Annotated in this window: 14 protein-coding genes; 5 read left to right on the forward strand and 9 right to left on the reverse strand. The window is 73.9% G+C overall.

Features of this window, described 5'->3' with window-relative positions; genetic code table 11:
- The first annotated feature begins 21 nt into the window (after positions 1 to 21).
- Positions 22 to 1395: a dipeptidase gene (locus OHV05_RS04780; protein WP_405016494.1), complete on the forward strand. Its 1374-nt coding sequence runs from the start codon at positions 22 to 24 to the stop codon at positions 1393 to 1395.
- A gap of 33 nt (positions 1396 to 1428) precedes the next feature.
- Here OHV05_RS04780 and OHV05_RS04785 read toward each other — a convergent pair whose 3' ends face one another.
- The 8 genes from OHV05_RS04785 to OHV05_RS04820 all read right to left on the reverse strand — a co-directional run bounded on the left by OHV05_RS04785 (position 1429) and on the right by OHV05_RS04820 (position 9344).
- Positions 1429 to 2079 (reverse strand): DUF4184 family protein, encoded by a 651-nt coding sequence (locus OHV05_RS04785; RefSeq protein ID WP_405016495.1) that lies wholly within the window; start codon positions 2077 to 2079, stop codon positions 1429 to 1431.
- Between the two features lie 12 nt (positions 2080 to 2091).
- Positions 2092 to 2580, reverse strand: a complete 489-nt coding sequence (locus OHV05_RS04790) for a diadenosine tetraphosphate hydrolase (protein ID WP_405016496.1) — start codon at positions 2578 to 2580, stop codon at positions 2092 to 2094.
- Positions 2581 to 2590: 10 nt separating this feature from the next.
- Positions 2591 to 3649 carry an NUDIX hydrolase gene (locus tag OHV05_RS04795; protein WP_405016497.1) on the reverse strand — a complete coding sequence of 353 codons (1059 nt, stop codon included), beginning with the start codon at positions 3647 to 3649 and terminating at the stop codon, positions 2591 to 2593.
- A gap of 184 nt (positions 3650 to 3833) precedes the next feature.
- The gene (locus OHV05_RS04800) at positions 3834 to 5249 is read right to left on the reverse strand and encodes an acyl-CoA synthetase (RefSeq protein ID WP_405016498.1); all 1416 of its coding nucleotides are present in this window, start codon (positions 5247 to 5249) and stop codon (positions 3834 to 3836) included.
- Between the two features lie 42 nt (positions 5250 to 5291).
- Positions 5292 to 6491, reverse strand: a complete 1200-nt coding sequence (locus tag OHV05_RS04805; protein ID WP_405016499.1) for an MFS transporter — start codon at positions 6489 to 6491, stop codon at positions 5292 to 5294.
- A gap of 226 nt (positions 6492 to 6717) precedes the next feature.
- Positions 6718 to 7683: an electron transfer flavoprotein subunit alpha/FixB family protein gene (locus tag OHV05_RS04810; protein WP_405016500.1), complete on the reverse strand. Its 966-nt coding sequence runs from the start codon at positions 7681 to 7683 to the stop codon at positions 6718 to 6720.
- 47 nt (positions 7684 to 7730) lie between these two features.
- Positions 7731 to 8516 carry an electron transfer flavoprotein subunit beta/FixA family protein gene (locus OHV05_RS04815; protein WP_405016501.1) on the reverse strand — a complete coding sequence of 262 codons (786 nt, stop codon included), beginning with the start codon at positions 8514 to 8516 and terminating at the stop codon, positions 7731 to 7733.
- Between the two features lie 414 nt (positions 8517 to 8930).
- Positions 8931 to 9344 (reverse strand): thioredoxin family protein, encoded by a 414-nt coding sequence (locus OHV05_RS04820; RefSeq protein WP_403044985.1) that lies wholly within the window; start codon positions 9342 to 9344, stop codon positions 8931 to 8933.
- Positions 9345 to 9514: 170 nt separating this feature from the next.
- Here OHV05_RS04820 and OHV05_RS04825 point away from each other — a divergent pair, with 170 nt between their 5' ends.
- Positions 9515 to 9943, forward strand: a complete 429-nt coding sequence (locus tag OHV05_RS04825; protein WP_405016502.1) for a DUF4395 domain-containing protein — start codon at positions 9515 to 9517, stop codon at positions 9941 to 9943.
- A 199-nt stretch (positions 9944 to 10142) separates the two neighbouring features.
- Positions 10143 to 10922 carry a lysophospholipid acyltransferase family protein gene (locus OHV05_RS04830; RefSeq protein ID WP_405016503.1) on the forward strand — a complete coding sequence of 260 codons (780 nt, stop codon included), beginning with the start codon at positions 10143 to 10145 and terminating at the stop codon, positions 10920 to 10922.
- Between the two features lie 28 nt (positions 10923 to 10950).
- Here OHV05_RS04830 and OHV05_RS04835 read toward each other — a convergent pair whose 3' ends face one another.
- Positions 10951 to 11976, reverse strand: coding sequence for a methyltransferase (locus tag OHV05_RS04835; protein ID WP_405016504.1), 1026 nt, complete (start codon positions 11974 to 11976; stop codon positions 10951 to 10953).
- Positions 11977 to 12348: 372 nt separating this feature from the next.
- Between OHV05_RS04835 and OHV05_RS04840 the strand changes: the two genes are divergently transcribed.
- Together OHV05_RS04840 and scpA are read left to right on the forward strand one after the other, a co-directional pair.
- Positions 12349 to 14235 (forward strand): methylmalonyl-CoA mutase family protein, encoded by a 1887-nt coding sequence (locus OHV05_RS04840; protein WP_405016505.1) that lies wholly within the window; start codon positions 12349 to 12351, stop codon positions 14233 to 14235.
- Positions 14232 to 16436, forward strand: coding sequence for a methylmalonyl-CoA mutase (scpA, locus tag OHV05_RS04845; protein WP_405016506.1), 2205 nt, complete (start codon positions 14232 to 14234; stop codon positions 16434 to 16436). The genes OHV05_RS04840 and scpA overlap by 4 nt, the downstream gene beginning before the upstream one ends.
- Positions 16437 to 16443 lie beyond the last annotated feature (7 nt).

Below are 16443 nucleotides of genomic sequence, written 5' to 3' on the forward strand. Positions count from 1 at the left end.
CGCACACCCCGGAGTGAACCGATGACTCAGCAGTCCCTGGCCTCGGCCGTCCGGTCCCTGATGCCGCGGGCCAAGGCCGAGCTCGCCGAGCTGGTCTCCTTCCAGTCCGTCGCCGATCCCCGGCAGTTCCCGGTCGAGGAGTGCGAGAAGGCGGCCCGCTGGGTCGCCGACGCGCTCGCCGCGGAGGGCCTGACGGGCGTTCGGCTGCTGGACACCCCGGACGGCACGCAGTCGGTCTACGCCGAGCTGCCCGGCCCGGCCGGCGCGCCGACGGTGCTGCTGTACTCGCACTACGACGTGCAGCCGCCGCTGGACGAGTCCGGCTGGCACTCGCCCGCCTTCGAGCTGACCGAGCGGGACGGCCGCTGGTACGGGCGCGGCGCGGCCGACTGCAAGGGCAACATCCTGATGCACCTGACGGCCCTGCGGGCGCTGCGGCAGGCGGACGGCGGCTACCCGGTCGGGCTCAAGGTGATCGTGGAGGGTTCGGAGGAGCAGGGCACCGGGGGCCTGGAGCAGTACGCCCACGCCCACCCCGAGCTGCTCACCGCCGACGTGGTGGTGATCGGCGACACCGGCAACTTCGCTCCCGGCCTGCCCACCGTCACCGCCACCCTGCGCGGCATCACCGAGGCCGCGCTCACCGTCACCACGCTGGCGGGCAACCTGCACTCCGGCGCGTTCGGCGGCGCCGCCCCCGACGCCCTGCAGGCGCTGGTCAAGGTGCTCGCCTCGCTGCACGACGAGCACGGCGACGTCGCCGTGGCGGGCCTGCGGGCCGACCAGACCTGGCCCGGGGTCGCCTATCCCGAGGAGCAGTTCAGGGCCGACGCCAAGGTGCTCGACGGCACCGCGCTGACCGGCACCGGCTCGGTCGCCGACCGGCTCTGGGCCCGCCCGGCCGTCACGGTGCTCGGCATCGACGCCCCGCCGGTGATCGGCGCCACCTCCTCCGTGCACTCCACCGCCCGGGCCCGGGTCAGCCTGCGGATCCCGCCGGGCATGGAGCTGAAGACCGCCCAGGAGGCACTGGAGGCGCACCTGCTGGCCACCGTCCCGCTCGGCGCCCGGGCCGAGGTCGAACGCCTCGGCGGCGGCAGCCCGTTCAGCGCCGACACCACCGGCCCGGCCTACGAGGCGATGGGCGCCGCGATGCAGGAGGCGTTCGGCACCCCGATGGTCGCCTCCGGCGAGGGCGGCTCGATCCCGCTCTGCAACACCCTGCACACCCTCTACCCGGACGCGGAGATCATCCTGATCGGCGTCGAGGACCCGACCACCCAGATCCACGCCGTCAACGAGAGCGTCGATCCGGCCGAACTGGAGCGAATGGCCCTGACCGAGGCCCTCTTCCTCCGCAACTACGCCGCCCTGAAGACCGGTTCACCCGCCTGAGCCGGGCCCGGGCCCGGGGAGACTCCGGCCTGGTCACCGGGCTCGCGCTGACCGCCCGGCGAGGGCGTAAGCGGTGATCCCGGCGGCCAGGCCCGCGCCCGCGCCGAAGCAGCACTCGGCGATCAGGCCGCGCTCCCGGCGGGACAGCCGGTGCAGCACGCCGGCCGCCGTGGCCAGGGCGAGACCGGCGACGGTGGATCGGCGCGGCTCGGGGGCGGGTGGCAGGCGAGGGGCGAGCAGGGCCAGGCCGGCCGCCGAACTGCCGTACTGGAGCACGGTGTACAGCGGACAGCCCGCCAGTTCGGTGTTCAGGACCGGGAAGGCCCGGACCCCGGCCCGGCCCTGGTGGGTGAAGGAGTCCCAGCCGACGTGGGTGGCGGCGCCGATCGCGGCCGAGACGGCGAACCAGCCGTACCCGCCACGGTCGTACCGCCCCGGGCGGACCAGCCCGTACCACCACCAGGTCAGGCCGCCCGCGATCAGCACGTCCACCGTCGGGACGGCCCACCAGCGGTGCGTGACGTCGCCGAAGCGGTAGCAGCCGCGCAGCAGCGAGTCGGCGAAGAACGGCACGTCCGGCGCCATCGACCCGGCCACCAGCCCGGCGGCGACCAGCGGACCACGACCCCGGGTGCCGTCCAACAGCGGGAGCACGGCGGCCGGGTGACTGAGCGTGAAGGGCACCCGGCCATCCTGTCAGAGCCGGTCCAGCTCCTCGCCGAGCGCGCGCCGGAGCGGGTCGTGGCGCGGGCCGAGCGCGTGTTCGGGGGCGGTCCAGTGCGTGCGGGGGTGGAACCAGACCGGACCGCCGACCAGTTCGGCCGGTTCCCACGCGTAGCGGGGCCAGATGTGGGCGTGCAGGAAGCCGTCGGTGTTGCCGAGGATCTCCAGGTTGACCCGGCGGAAGGCCGGGTCGAGCCGGCGGCAGACGCGTTCGACCGCCTCGCCCAGCCGGTCCAGGTCGGCGAGGAAGGCGGTGCGCTGAGGGCGGGTCAGCTCGGAGAGCCGCTGCACCTCGGGCCGGTCGGTGAGCAGCACGGCGTAGCCCGGCAGGAACTGCACGTCGCCGATCACCGCGAAGCCCGCGCTGAGCCGCCGCAGCACGGTGGGGTTCTCCCCGCGCAGTGCGGCGCCGATCCGGTCGTGCCGCCAGTCGGTCCGGTCGTCCCGCCAGTCTTCCGTCATCCTCCCGACGCTACCCCGGGGTGGGGACGCCGATCGCGGCGGGGAGCCCGGCCTCCAGGTAACGCAGTTCGCCGCTGTCCCGGGCGACCAGGGCGGCGGCCAGTCGGCGCAGCCGGTTCGGGGGAAGCAGGGTGGCGGCCTCGTCCAGGGTGACGAAGCGCCAGCCGCGCAGTTCCTCGGCCGGGAGCCGGAGCGCGCTCCGGGCCTGCGCGTCGAGCCGTCCGCCGTCGTACACCAGGCGCAGCCCGCCCCGGCGCGGGCCGGTCCGTGGCTCCCAGTCCACCGCGAGCAGCCGCAGCGCGGTCGGCTCCAGCCGGAGCCCGAGCTCCTCGACGGTCTCCCGCAGGGCGGCGTCGGTGGGTGCCTCGCCGCGTTCGACCACGCCGCCCGGGAACTCCCAGGCGGGCTTGTAGACGGGGTCCACCAGCAGCACCCGGTCCTGGTCGTCGAAGAGCAGGACGGCGGCGGCCACGGTGTCCCCGGTGGTGTCCGCGCTCTGCACGATCGGGCAGACCGCCACGCCGTCCTTGACCAGCGCGGCGAGGTGCTCGGCGGTCTGGCGCGGCGTCAGCCCGGCCGTGTCGACCAGCTGGGCGTCTCTGCTCAGCCAGCGGCGGGCCAGCCGGTACTGCGGCAGGTGCTCCCGGCACCAGCTGCGGACCCGGGCGCTGGCGGCCGGATCGCCGGGGCACTCGTCCCGGCTCTCGATCCGCTCGTGCAGGATCGTTTCCGCAGGGTCCAGGACGAAGTGGTGCACCGCCAGCCCCCGGGCGGCCAGCCCGCCGAAGATCTCGTCCCGGTAGTCCTCCCGAAGCAGCGTCATCGGCACCACCAGCGGTCCCGGCACCTCGGCCAGCAGGGCGGCCGCCACCTCGGGCACCAGCCGCCGCCAGGCGGCCAGGTCCTGGTAGTCGGAGACGGTGGCCATCCGGTCCGTCGGCAGGATGTGCCGCAGCCCGTGGCCGACCAGCTCGGGGTCGTAGAGCACGCTGCCCGGCAGCAGCTCGACCAACTCCCGGCAGGCACTCGTCTTGCCCGCTCCGAACGTGCCGTTGACCCAGACGATCACTGTGCCCCTGCCTTCCGCCGCCCTGATGCCCCAGCCCACTCCGGCGCCATCGAGGTGGTCCCCCGCGACGGCCCGGACCATGCCTGTCCGACCGGACGGGTGTCGGTTCCCGGCCGTACGGCATGTGTCAGCCGCACTCTCGGCCCGCCTGACCCGCACAGGTCAAATCGCGGCCGCCGCCCGGTCAGCCCAGGTCGAGCAGCTGCTTCTTGAGTACCTTGCCCATCGCGTTCCTGGGCAGCTCGGCCACCAGCACCACCCGGCGGGGCCGCTTGTGCACCGAGAGCCGTTCGGCCACGAAGGCGGTCAGCTGATCCCCCGTCACCGGCCCGTCGGCGATCACGTACGCCACCACGGCCTGGCCCAGGTCCTGGTCCGGCGCGCCGACCACCGCCGCGTCGGCCACCGCCGGGTGGTCCCGCAGCGCGGCCTCCACCTCGCCCGCGCCGATCCGGTAGCCGCCGCTCTTGATCAGGTCCACCGAGGCCCGGCCGACGATCCGGTGGAAGCCGTCCGGACCGATGGTGGCCACGTCCCCCGTGCGGAACCAGCCGTCGGCCGTCCACGCCTCGGCGTCGGCGTCCGGCCGGTTGAGGTACCCGGTGAACAACGTCGGCCCGACCACCTGGAGTTCGCCCACCGTCTCGCCGTCCAGCGGCACCGGACCGCCGTCCTCGGCCACCAGCCGGGTACGCACCCCGTCCACCGGCAGCCCGACACTGCCGGGGCGGCGCTCGCCGTCGGCCCGGGTGGAGACGGTGATCAGCGACTCGGTCATCCCGTACCGCTCGATCGGCGCCTGCCCGGTCAGCGCGGCGATCCGGTCGAAGACCGGCGTCGGCAGCGGGGCGCTGCCGGAGACCAGCAGCCGGGCGGCGGCCAGCGCCCGCGCCGACGGTTCGTCGGCGGCGATCCGGGACCAGACGGTCGGCACCCCGAAGTACAGGCTGCCGCCCGCCTTGGCGTACGCCTCCGGCGTCGGACGGCCGGTGTGCACCAGCCGGCTGCCGGTGCGCAGCGCGCCCAGCACGCCGAGCACCAGACCGTGCACGTGGAACAGCGGCAGCCCGTGCACCAGGGTGTCCCCGGCGGTCCACTGCCAGGCGGCGGCCAGCGCGTCCAGGTCGGCGGCCACCGCGCTGCGCCGGATCACCGCGCCCTTCGGCGCGCCGGTGGTACCGGAGGTGTAGAGCACGAAAGCCGTCCGCTCGGCCGCCGCCTCGGCGTACGTGTTGCTCGAACGGGCCGTCAGTTCGACCGGGAGCGCCTCGACCGACCCGATCCCGTCCGGCACCGTCGCCCCGGCCGGGAGCGTCAGCAGGGTGGCGCCCGAGTCACGCAGGATGTGCGCGCGCTCCTTCGGCCCGGAGTCCGGCGGCAGCGGCACCACGGGGACGCCCGCCAGCAGTCCGCCGACGGTGGCCACCACGGTCTCGACGGTCGGCCCGGCCAGCACCGCGAGCGCCGGCGCCCCCGCCACCCGGTCGGCCAAGGCCGTTGCCGCACCCAGCAGTTGTTCCCTGGAGAGTGGCCGCCCGTCGATCCGCAGCGCGTCGGCGGCGTCGCCGTGGCCGCCCTCAAGTGCCGTCAGCAGTCCCATGGTCGGGACTCTACCGCCGGTCCCGGCCGCCCTGCCGCCGGGTCAGGCGCCGACCGGGGACGGCCGCCGCCGGACCGCGCCGAGGGCCGCCGCCGCACCCACCACCGCGCAGGCCGCCAGCAGGCCGGCCGTCCCGCCGAACGCCGTGGTCGGCCCGGCCCGGTCGACCAGCACGCCCCCGGCCGCCGCGCCGAGTGCGGCCCCCAGGTTGTAGGCGGTGTTCACCCAGGCGCCCGCCTCGGTCCGGGCGCCCTCGGGCACGAGCTCCTCGACCAGTTGGTAGGCGGTGATCAGCAGGACATCGGTACAGGCGCCCGCGAGCAGCGCCGCCACCGCCGTGGCGGGCAGCACGCCGAGCGCGGGTACGGCGTAGCAGCAGGCGGCCGCCGCGACCAGCAGCACCGGCCGGAGCCGCAGCGGCCCGCGCCAGCGGTGGCCGCCGTACACCAGGCCGCCCAGCACGCCGCCGACCGCGAACAGGGTGGTCAGCACCCCGGCCGCCACGGTGCCCTGGGCGGCCACGACGGCGATCTCGAACACGGTGAACGCCGCAGCCGCCCCCAGGACCGGCAGCAGCACCGACCCGAACCCCTTCGCCCGCAAGGGACTTCCGGAACGGGCGACCGTGGGGCGCACGCTGCTCGGCACGCCCCGCAGAGCGGCCGCCAGCAGACCGAACCCGACCAGCACCAGCACCGTGCAGGCCCCGACCGCGACGGGGGCACCGAGGGCCGCGACCAGGAAACCGCCGAGCAACGGGCCGAGCGCGAAGACGGTGGACTCGGCCGCCGTGTCCAGGCTCAACGCGGACTGCCGCTGCGCCTCGTCGGCGGCCAGCCTGCCCCAGAGGGTCCGCATCAACGGGCCGACGGGCGGCGGACAGACACCGGTCACCAGCGCCGTGGCGGCGATCAGCGGGACGGGGGCGTGCACGGCACAGGCGGTGGCCAGCCCGCCGAGCAGGGCGGTGTAGCTGACGGACAGCCAGGTCAGCGCGGCGGGCCGACGTTCCACCAGCCGGGCCCTGGCCGGCCCGAGCAGGGCGACCACCAGACCGAACAGGCCGGTGACGGTGCCCGCCACCGCGTACGAGCCGGTGCCCTCGTACAGCGCGAGCAGCAGCGGCAGGCCGATCACGCCGTAGCTGAGCCGGGCGAGCATCGCGGCGGTGAAGAGCCTGGGGGCGTGCGGGAGGGTGAGGACAGCGCGGTAGGAGGCGCTGCCCCGGGAGGGGCGTGACATGGGGTGTTCTCCGATGGGCAGGCGCGCCGGGACTCAGCCGGGCGCGTGCGGGCACGAGGGCGCGTGGCCGACCGCACCGGCGGCCCCTGCTCGGCAGGGTGCGCGGTGCGGGCGGGCTGACGGCCCGTCAGTGCGGATCGGAGAGGTACACGGAGAGCAGCATAGCCGGAACCGACGGAGCCCCGCCGGAGAATTCCGACGGGGCTCCGCTGGTGTCTGGGTGTGGTCAGCCCTTGCGGGTCTTGATTTCGGTGGTGAGTTGGGGGAGGACGGTGAAGAGGTCTCCGACGATGCCGTAGTCGACGAGTTCGAAGATGGGGGCTTCGGGGTCCTTGTTGACGGCGACGATGGTCTTGGAGGTCTGCATGCCGGCGCGGTGCTGGATGGCGCCGGAGATGCCGGCGGCGATGTAGAGCTGGGGGGAGACCTGCTTGCCGGTCTGGCCGACCTGGTTGGTGTGGGGGTACCAGCCGGCGTCGACGGCGGCGCGGGAGGCGCCGACGGCCGCGCCGAGGGCGTCGGCGAGGTCCTCGACCACGCTGAAGCCCTCGGCTGCGCCGACGCCGCGGCCGCCGGAGACGACGATGGCGGCTTCGGTGAGTTCGGGGCGGCCGGAGGAGACGCGGGGGGTGCGGGCGGTGACGGTGGCGGCGTTGCCGGTGAACGCCACCTCGACGCTCTGCACGGTGCCGGCGGCCGGGGCGGGCTCGGGGCTGGTGGAGTTGGGCTTGACGGTGATGACGGGGGTGCCGTGCGAGACGGTCGACTTGACCTGGAAGGAGGCGGCGAACACGGACTGGGTGGCGACCGGGCCGCCGTCGGTGCCGGCTTCGAGGTCGACGGCGTCGGTGATGATGCCCGAGCCCAGGCGCAGTGCGACGCGGGCGGCGATCTCCTTGCCCTCGCCGGAGGAGGTGACCAGCACGGCGCCGGCGTTGGCGTTCTGGGCGATCTGGGTGAGGGCGTCGACCTTGGGGACGACCAGGTGGTCGGTGAACTGGGCGGCGTCGGCGGTGTAGACCTTGGCGGCGCCGTACTCGGCGGCCTTGGCGGCGATGCCCGCGGTGGCGTCGCCGGCGCCGAGGACGACGGCGGAGGGCTCGCCGATGCGGCGGGCCAGGGTGAGCAGTTCGAGGGCCGGCTTGCGGACCACACCGTCGGCGTGGTCCACGAGAACCAGGATCTCAGCCATGATTTTGTGCTCCTGATGAGTCGTGAAGTGTGCGCGAGGGTGCGGGGTCAGATGAACTTCTGGTCGGCGAGGTAGCCGGCCAGCGCGGTGCCGCCCTGGCCTTCGTCCTTGACGATGGTGCCGGCGGTGCGGGCGGGGCGGGCGGTGATGTCGTCGACCGCGGTCCACGCACCGGCCAGGCCCACCGTGTCGGCGTCGATGCCCAGGTCGTCCAGGTCGAAAGACTGCACCGGCTTCTTCTTGGCGGCCATGATGCCCTTGAAGGAGGGGTAACGGGCCTCACCGGACTGGTCGGTGACCGAGACGACGGCGGGCAGCTGCGCCTCGACCAGTTCGGTGGCGGCGTCGCCGTCGCGGCGGCCGGAGACGGTGGTGCCCGACAGGGTGACCTCGGACAGCAAGGTGGCCTGCGGCACGCCCAGGCGCTCGGCCAGCAGGGCGGGCAGCACACCCATGGTCCCGTCGGTGGAGGCCATGCCGCACACCACCAGGTCGTAGCCGGTCTTGCCCAGGGCCGCGGCGATCACCGCGGAGGTGCCGATCACGTCGGTGCCGTGCAGGTCGTCGTCGTTGACGTGGACGGCCTTGTCCGCACCCATCGACAGCGCCTTGCGCAGCGCGTCCTTCGCATCGTCGGGACCCACCGTCAGGACGGTCACCTCCGCGTCGCCGTGCGCCTCCGCGATCCGCAGCGCCTGCTCCACGCCGTACTCGTCGAGTTCCGACAGCAGACCGTCCACGGCCTCCCGGTCGGTGGTGGTGTCGTCCGCGAACCGACGGTCACCCGTCGCATCCGGCACGTACTTCACACAGACAACGATCCTCAAGCTCACGGCCTGTCTCCTGTACTGGTCTCGTCCGGCGGCTGCGGCTGTGCAAGCGGGTGCGAATCGTCACGCACCCGCTCCGGGCAGCGGATTCCTGTGCCCGTCCGGAACTTGCTGGCAGCATACTCGCGAGTAGCTTAGCCGTCACTACTGGCCAGTAGCTTAGCTCTGCCGAAGCCCGGACGAGTGCTCCGCATCCCGCGTCGCCCCTGACCGCGACGGGTCCGGAACGGCCGCACTGCCGTCTGCGCCCCATCCTGCCCCAGCCCGGGCCGACTACCCGCTGACCGGGCGGCAGATCGACTGTGAGATTGAACGGTCTTGACAGAATCACCTGGCCGGACGGGGTCGGACGGTCCCTCAGATGCCCTGGGCCCGCTACCCACTTCGCGGCCCGGCGGGCGCCCGGACCACACTGCGTCAGATCGCCTCGCCCAGCGCGGCGATCACGTCGGCCCGGCGCGGCTGGCCGGAGGCCCGGCGGACCTGCCGGCCGGCGGCGTCCAGCACCAGCACGGTCGGCGTACGGAGGATGTCCAGCCGGCGGACCAGGTCGAGCTGCTGCTCGGCGTCCAGCTCGACGTGCGCCACCCCCGGCACCAGCTCCGCCACCTCGGCCAGCACCCGCCGGGTGGCCCGGCAGGGCTGGCAGAACGCGGTGGAGAACTGCACCAGGGTGGCCCGCTCCCCCAGCTCCGCCCCGAGCTCCCCGGCGGTCAGCACCACCGCACCGTCCTTCGCCCGCACCCGCAGCCTCCCGTCGCGCCTGGCCCGCAGCAGGCCGAACCCGCTCGCCAGCACGAGCACCACGGCACACACCAGCAACCCGGTCATCGCTCCAGTGTGCGGCATCTCACCACGGCCCCGGCCGGGGGGCGTACCATCTGCGCCATGGACTCCACGAGGCTGACCCGCCGTCGGGTGGTCGACCTGTGCCGGGCGACCACGACGCGCTGTCGCTGACCCTTCGTCAGCCCGCCCGTCCCCTCCCCCGGAGTCCCCTCATGCAGATCGACCCGCGCGGGCCGCGTTTCGCCGCCGTGCTCACCTCGCTGATCCTCGCCGCCGTCCTGGTCACCGGCAGCGGATGGCTGCTCGCCGCCCAGGCCGTCGTGTTCGCCGTCGCCGCCCTGTTCGGCCTGGCGTACTCGCCGTACGGCTGGCTCTACCGCGTCCTGGTCCGGCCCCGGCTGGCGCCGCCGGCCGAGCTGGAGGACGCCCGGCCGCCCCGGTTCGCCCAGGCGGTCGGCCTCGGCTTCGCCCTGGTCGGCACCGTCGGCTACCTGACCGGCGCGACCTGGCTCGGGCTCGCGGCCACCGCCTGCGCGCTCGGCGCGGCCTTCCTGAACGCGGCCTTCGGCTACTGCCTCGGCTGCGAGATGTACCTGCTGCTGCACCGCGGGCGGGCCCGGCTGGGCATCGCCGACCGGTAGCTCAAGGCCCGCCGCTGCCCCGGCTCCGTCCCCCCTTGGTTGCCACTGGTCGGACAGGCGTGACATCCGACCGTCGTTCGGGGGATCATTCGGGTGTATCCCCCGGGGCCACCGCGGCCTGCCGCGCCTCCGGTCCGGCTCGCCCGTGCCCCCGGACCACCTGACCGGGCCCCAAGCCCGTGGGAAGTAGGGCTGACCCGTGGCAGAGTTCGTCTACCCGCCGGTGATCCGCACCGCGCTCACCGTGTTCCGGGCGCTGGACTGCCAGATCAAGATCATCGGCGCGGAGAGCATCCCCGCCGAGGGCGGCGCCGTACTGGTGAGCAACCACATCAGCTACCTGGACTTCCTCTTCGCCGGCCTCGGCGCCTTCAAGGGTGGCAAGCGCAAGACCCGCTTCATGGCCAAGGACGACGTCTTCAAGCACGCGGTCTCCGGCCCGCTGATGCGCGGCATGAAGCACATCCCGGTGGACCGGGCGGACGGGCAGCCCGCGTACGAGGCCGCCGTCCGGGCGCTGCGGGCCGGCGAGGTGGTCGGGGTCTTCCCCGAGGCCACCATCAGCCGCTCGTTCACCCTGAAGAAGTTCAAGACCGGCGCCGCCCGGATGGCCGCCGACTCCGGCGCCCCGCTGCTCCCGGTCATCCTCTGGGGCACCCAGCAGCTCTGGACCAAGGGCCGTCCGAAGACCCTGACCAAGCGCCACGTCCCGGTCACCATCATGATCGGCGAGCCGATCGTGCTCGCCCCGGGCGACAAGCCCGTGATGGTGACCCGCCGGCTGCGGGCCGCGATGACCGAGATGCTCGAGCAGGCCCAGCGCGACTACCCGGGCAAGCCCACCGGCCCCGAGGACACCTGGTGGCTCCCCGCCCACCTCGGTGGCACCGCCCCGACCCTCGAGGTCGCCGAGGCCGAGGACGAAGCCGAGGCCACCGCCAGGACCGAGGCCCGGGCGGAGAAGCGCGCCCAGGGCTGACCGCCCCGGCGTCGGTGGGCGGTCGGCCTCACTTGATGCCGACGATCATGGAGTCGGGACCGTCCAGGTGCTCCACCCGGCTGGTCCGGAAGCCGGCCTCCGCCAGCCAGCCCTGGCCGTCCGCGGCGGTGTAGTCGAATCCGCCGGACGTCTCGATGAGCATGTTGAGGCTCATCAGCAGACCGAAGGTGTTCGACCGGCGGTCGTCGTCGATCAGCGCCTCGTGGATGACGACCGCACCGTCCACGGGCAGCGCCTCGTACGCCTTGGCCAGCAGCATGCGCTTCGTCGGCAGGTCCCAGTCGTGCAGGATGTGCCCGAAGACGACGACGTCGGCACCGGGCAACGGCTCCCGGAAGAAGTCACCGGGCCGGAACCGGACCCGGTCCCCGACGCCGCTGCCCGCGACGAACTCCTCGAAGGTCGGCCGCACGGCGGCCAGGTCGTAGCCGGTGCCGGTCAGGTGCGGATGGCGCCCGACCACGTGGGACAGCAGGGCGCCCTCCGCCGAGCCGATGTCGGCGACGGTCGAGTACCGCTCCCAGGGGAACCGCTCCGCCAGCGCGCGGATGGCGCCCGAGGACAGTCCGGTCATGGCCTGTTGGAACGCCCGGAGCCGGTCGGGGTCGTCGTACAGCGCGCCGAAGAAGTCGTCGCCCGTGGCCGCCTCGTTCTGCGGCCTGCCGGTGCGCAGCGCTTCGGTGAGGTTGCCCCAGAAGCCGTACAGGCGGGCGTTGGCCATCTCCAGGAACCCGCCGCGGTAGGTCGCCGCCGAGCGGTCGAGGTAGTGCGCGGTCTCCGGCGTGTTCGCGTACACCCCGGCGTCGTCGCGCTCCAGCAGGCCGAGGGCCACGAGTGCGTCGAAGAAGTCGCGGGCGGCCCGGGGGTGCAGCCCGAGGCGGTCCCTGAGTCCGTCCAGCGGGAGCGGTGCGCGCGCCAGCTCGGTGAACACCCCGAGCTCGATGGCGCTCAGCAGCACCTTGGACGCCCCGAAGCCCATCCCCACGTCCATGATGTGCCGGGGCGACAGGCCCGGCCGCTGCTCTGCCGACACTCGGTTCTCCTTGGCTGACGGCACCTCAGGCGCCGGGCGTCCACGGTCCGGCGTCGTTGCCTTTCTACCGGCCCGGCCCTCCTCAGGCGCGCAACGCCGCAGCCCGGCCGCCCCGGTTCACTCCACAGCCGTCGTGTCGTGCCCCCGAGAGCGCCCGAGAGCCCACCGGGACGCGGCGCGCCCGGCGCGGAACGCGTCCCGCGCAACGGTGTCCGCCTCCGTCCCCCGGCGGAGTGCGCCGCCCGGAAAGCGCGTGTCCCGGGCCACCGAGCACCTGGCCCGCTGCACTCCACGGGGCGTGGAGTGCAGCGAGGGGAAGGTCACATCGCCAGGACCTGCTGCGACTCAGCTAACGAGCATTAACCTTCCGTCATGACGGTCTCGCCCGAAGGGCTCCCCCTGGCCGCCGAGTTCTCGGACGCAACCCGTGAGCAATGGCAGCTCCTTGTCGAAGGTGTCCTGCGCAAGTCAGGTGCGCAGGACGTCCACGGCACCCGCGCCGAGGACGCGCTCACCACCGAACTCCAGGACGGGCTGCGCGCCCGCCCGCTGTACACCGCCGAGGACGCCCCGGCCGAGGCCGGCTATCCCGGCTTCCCGCCGTACCTGCGGGGCGGCCGGGCGGAGGGGTCCGTGGTCTCCGGCTGGGAGGTCCGCCAGCGGCACGCCCACCCCGATCCGCAGCGGTGCAACGAGGCGGTACTGGCGGACCTGGAGAACGGCGTCGGCTCGCTCTGGCTGACGGTCGGCGGCTCCGGCCTGCCGGTCACCGCGCTGCCGGACGTGCTCAACGGCGTCTACCTCGACCTGGCACCCGTCGTCCTCGACGCCGGGCCCGAATTCGCCGCCGCCGCCGAGCAGTTGCTCGCCGTCCTGGCGGAGCGCGGGGTGCCGGCCGACGCCGCGCAGGGCAACCTGGGCGCGGACCCGCTGGGCCTGCTGGCCCGTACCGGCCAGGGCGACGGCCTCGACGGGCAGCTCGCCGAGGCCGTCGCCCTCGCCGTCCGCTGCGACCGCGACCACCCCGGCCTGCGGGCGCTGACCGTGGACGCGCTCGCGTTCCACGACGCCGGCGCCTCCCCCGCCGAGGAGCTCGGCGCCTCGCTCGCCACCGGGGTCGCCTACCTGCGGGCGCTGACCGGGGCCGGGCTGTCGGTCGACGCGGCCTGCGCCCAGCTGGAGTTCCGCTACGCGGCGGACGCCGACCAGTTCCTCACCATCGCCAAGTTCCGCGCCGCCCGCAGGCTGTGGGCCCGGGTGGCCCAGGTCGCGGGTGCGGCAGCCGGCCCCTCGGCGGCGCAGCGGCAGCACGCGGTCACCTCAAGCGTGATGATGACCGAGCGCGACCCCTGGGTGAACATGCTCCGCACCACGGTCGCCTGCCTGGCCGCCGGGGTCGGCGGCGCGGACGCGGTGACGGTGCTCCCGTTCGACACCGCGCTCGGCCTCCCGGACGCCTTCGCCCGCCGGGTCGCCCGGAACACCCAGGCGATCCTGCTGGAGGAGTCGCACCTGGCCCGGGTCATCGACCCGGCCGGCGGCTCCTGGTACGTCGAGCAGCTCACCGACGAGCTGGCCCGGGCCGCCTGGGCCTGGTTCCAGGAGATCGAGCGGGCCGGCGGCCAGGCCGCCGCCCTGCGCTCCGGGCTGGTCCGCGACCGGATCGCCGCGACCTGGGCGAAGCGCTCCACCGACCTGGCCCGGCGCCGCGAACCCATCACCGGCGTCAGCGAGTTCCCCAATCTCCAGGAGCAGCCGGTGGTCCGCGAGCCGGCCCCGGCCCCGCTCGGCGGCGGCCTGCCCCGGGTGCGGCGCGCCGCGGCCTTCGAGGCGCTCCGGACCCGCTCCGACGCGCAGCTCGCCGAGGCGGGGGCGCGGCCCCGGGTCTTCCTGGCGGCCATCGGCCCGGCGGCCGTGCACACGGCCAGGTCCGGCTTCGCCGCCAACCTGTTCCAGGCCGGCGGCCTGCAGACCCGGCTCGCCGCGTCCTCCGAAGTGGCCGCCCTGGCAGCGGAGTTCGCGGCCGACGGGGCCACCGTGGCCTGCCTGTGCTCCAGTGACCAGCTGTACCAGGAGCACGCCGAGGAGCTCGCCGCCGCACTGAAGGCGGCAGGCGCCCGACAGGTGCTGCTGGCCGGCCGGCCGGGCGACCGTCGCGAGGCGTACCAGGTGGCCGGGGTGGACGAGTTCGTCTTCGTGGGCAGCGACGTGGTCGCGGTCCTCTCCTCGGTGCTCGACCAGATCGGAGTGGCGCGATGATCCCGGACTTCTCGGAGATCGGCCTGGACGGCGCCGACGGCGCCCCGGCCACCGAAGGACAGTGGCGGGGGGCCTGGCAGCAGGCCACCGGCAAGGAGGTCGAGGACCTGGTCTGGGACACCCCCGAGGGCATCGGCGTCAAGCCGCTGTACACCGGCGCGGACCTGGCCGGTCTGGACTTCCTCGGCACCTACCCGGGCATCGCCCCGTACCTGCGCGGGCCCTACCCGACCATGTACGTCAACCAGCCCTGGACGGTCCGTCAGTACGCCGGCTTCTCCACCGCGGAGGAGTCCAACGCGTTCTACCGGCGGAACCTGGCGGCCGGTCAGAAGGGCCTCTCGGTCGCCTTCGACCTGCCGACCCACCGCGGCTACGACAGCGACCACCCCCGGGTCACCGGCGACGTCGGCATGGCGGGCGTGGCCATCGACTCCATCTACGACATGCGCCAGCTCTTCGACGGCATCCCGCTGGACAAGATGTCGGTGTCGATGACCATGAACGGCGCCGTGCTGCCGATCCTGGCGCTCTACATCGTGGCGGCCGAGGAGCAGGGGGTGCCGCCGGAGAAGCTGGCGGGGACCATCCAGAACGACATCCTCAAGGAGTTCATGGTCCGCAACACCTACATCTACCCGCCGCAGCCCTCGATGCGGATCATCTCCGACATCTTCGCGTACACCTCGCAGAAGATGCCGCGCTACAACTCCATCTCGATCTCCGGCTACCACATCCAGGAGGCCGGGGCCACGGCCGACCTGGAGCTGGCGTACACCCTCGCCGACGGCGTGGAGTACCTGCGGGCCGGCCTCGAAGCGGGCATGGACGTGGACGCCTTCGCGCCCCGGCTGTCGTTCTTCTGGGCGATCGGGATGAACTTCTTCATGGAGGTCGCCAAGCTCCGGGCGGCCCGGCTGCTCTGGGCCAAGCTGGTCAAGCAGTTCGACCCGCAGAACGCCAAGTCGCTGTCGCTGCGCACCCATTCGCAGACCTCCGGCTGGTCGCTCACCGCCCAGGACGTCTTCAACAACGTCACCCGCACCTGCGTGGAGGCGATGGCCGCCACCCAGGGCCACACCCAGTCGCTGCACACCAACGCCCTGGACGAGGCGCTGGCGCTGCCGACCGACTTCTCGGCCCGGATCGCCCGCAACACCCAGCTGATGCTGCAACAGGAGTCGGGCACCTGCCGGGTGATCGACCCCTGGGGCGGCAGCGCCTACGTCGAGAAACTCACCCACGACCTGGCCGAGCGCGCCTGGCAGCACATCCAGGAGGTCGAGGCGGCCGGCGGCATGGCCAAGGCGATCGACGCCGGCATCCCCAAGCTCCGGATCGAGGAGGCCGCCGCCCGCACCCAGGCCCGGATCGACTCCGGCCGCCAGCCGGTGATCGGCGTCAACAAGTACCGGGTCGCCACCGACGAGCAGATCGACGTGCTCAAGGTCGACAACTCCTCCGTCCGCACCCAGCAGATCGAGAAGCTGCGCCGGCTGCGCGCCGAGCGCGACGAGGCCGCCTGCCAGGACGCCCTGAGCGCGCTGACTGCCTCCGCCGAGGCCGGGGCCCGGCGCGACGGCGGCCTGGAGGGCAACCTGCTGGCGCTGGCCGTGAACGCGGCCCGGGCGATGGCGACGGTCGGCGAGATCTCCGACGCGTTGGAGAAGGTCTACGGGCGCCACTCCGGCCAGATCCGTACCATCTCCGGTGTGTACCGCGACGAGGCAGGACCGTCCACGGCCGTGCAGCGCACCCGTGACCTGGTGGAGAAGTTCGAGGAGGCCGAGGGCCGCCGTCCGCGCATCCTGGTCGCCAAGATGGGCCAGGACGGGCACGACCGGGGGCAGAAGGTGATCGCCACCGCCTTCGCCGATCTCGGCTTCGTGGTGGACGTCGGCGCGCTGTTCCAGACCCCGGCCGAGGTCGCCCGGCAGGCCGTGGAGGCCGACGTGCACATCGTCGGCGTCTCCTCGCTGGCCGCCGGGCACCTCACCCTGGTGCCCGCGCTCCGCGCCGAACTCGCCGAGGCCGGGCGGGAGGACATCACCATCGTGGTCGGCGGCGTCATCCCGCCGGGCGACTTCGACGCCCTGTACGAGGCCGGTGCCACCGCCGTGTTCCCGCCCGGCACGGTGATCCCCGACGCGGCCCACGACCTGCTGAGGACGCTGGCGGCGTCGCTCGGCCACGAGCTGTGAGCCGCTG

This window comes from Kitasatospora sp. NBC_00070, from assembly GCF_045041205.1.
Taxonomy (GTDB): Bacteria; Actinomycetota; Actinomycetes; order Streptomycetales; family Streptomycetaceae; genus Kitasatospora.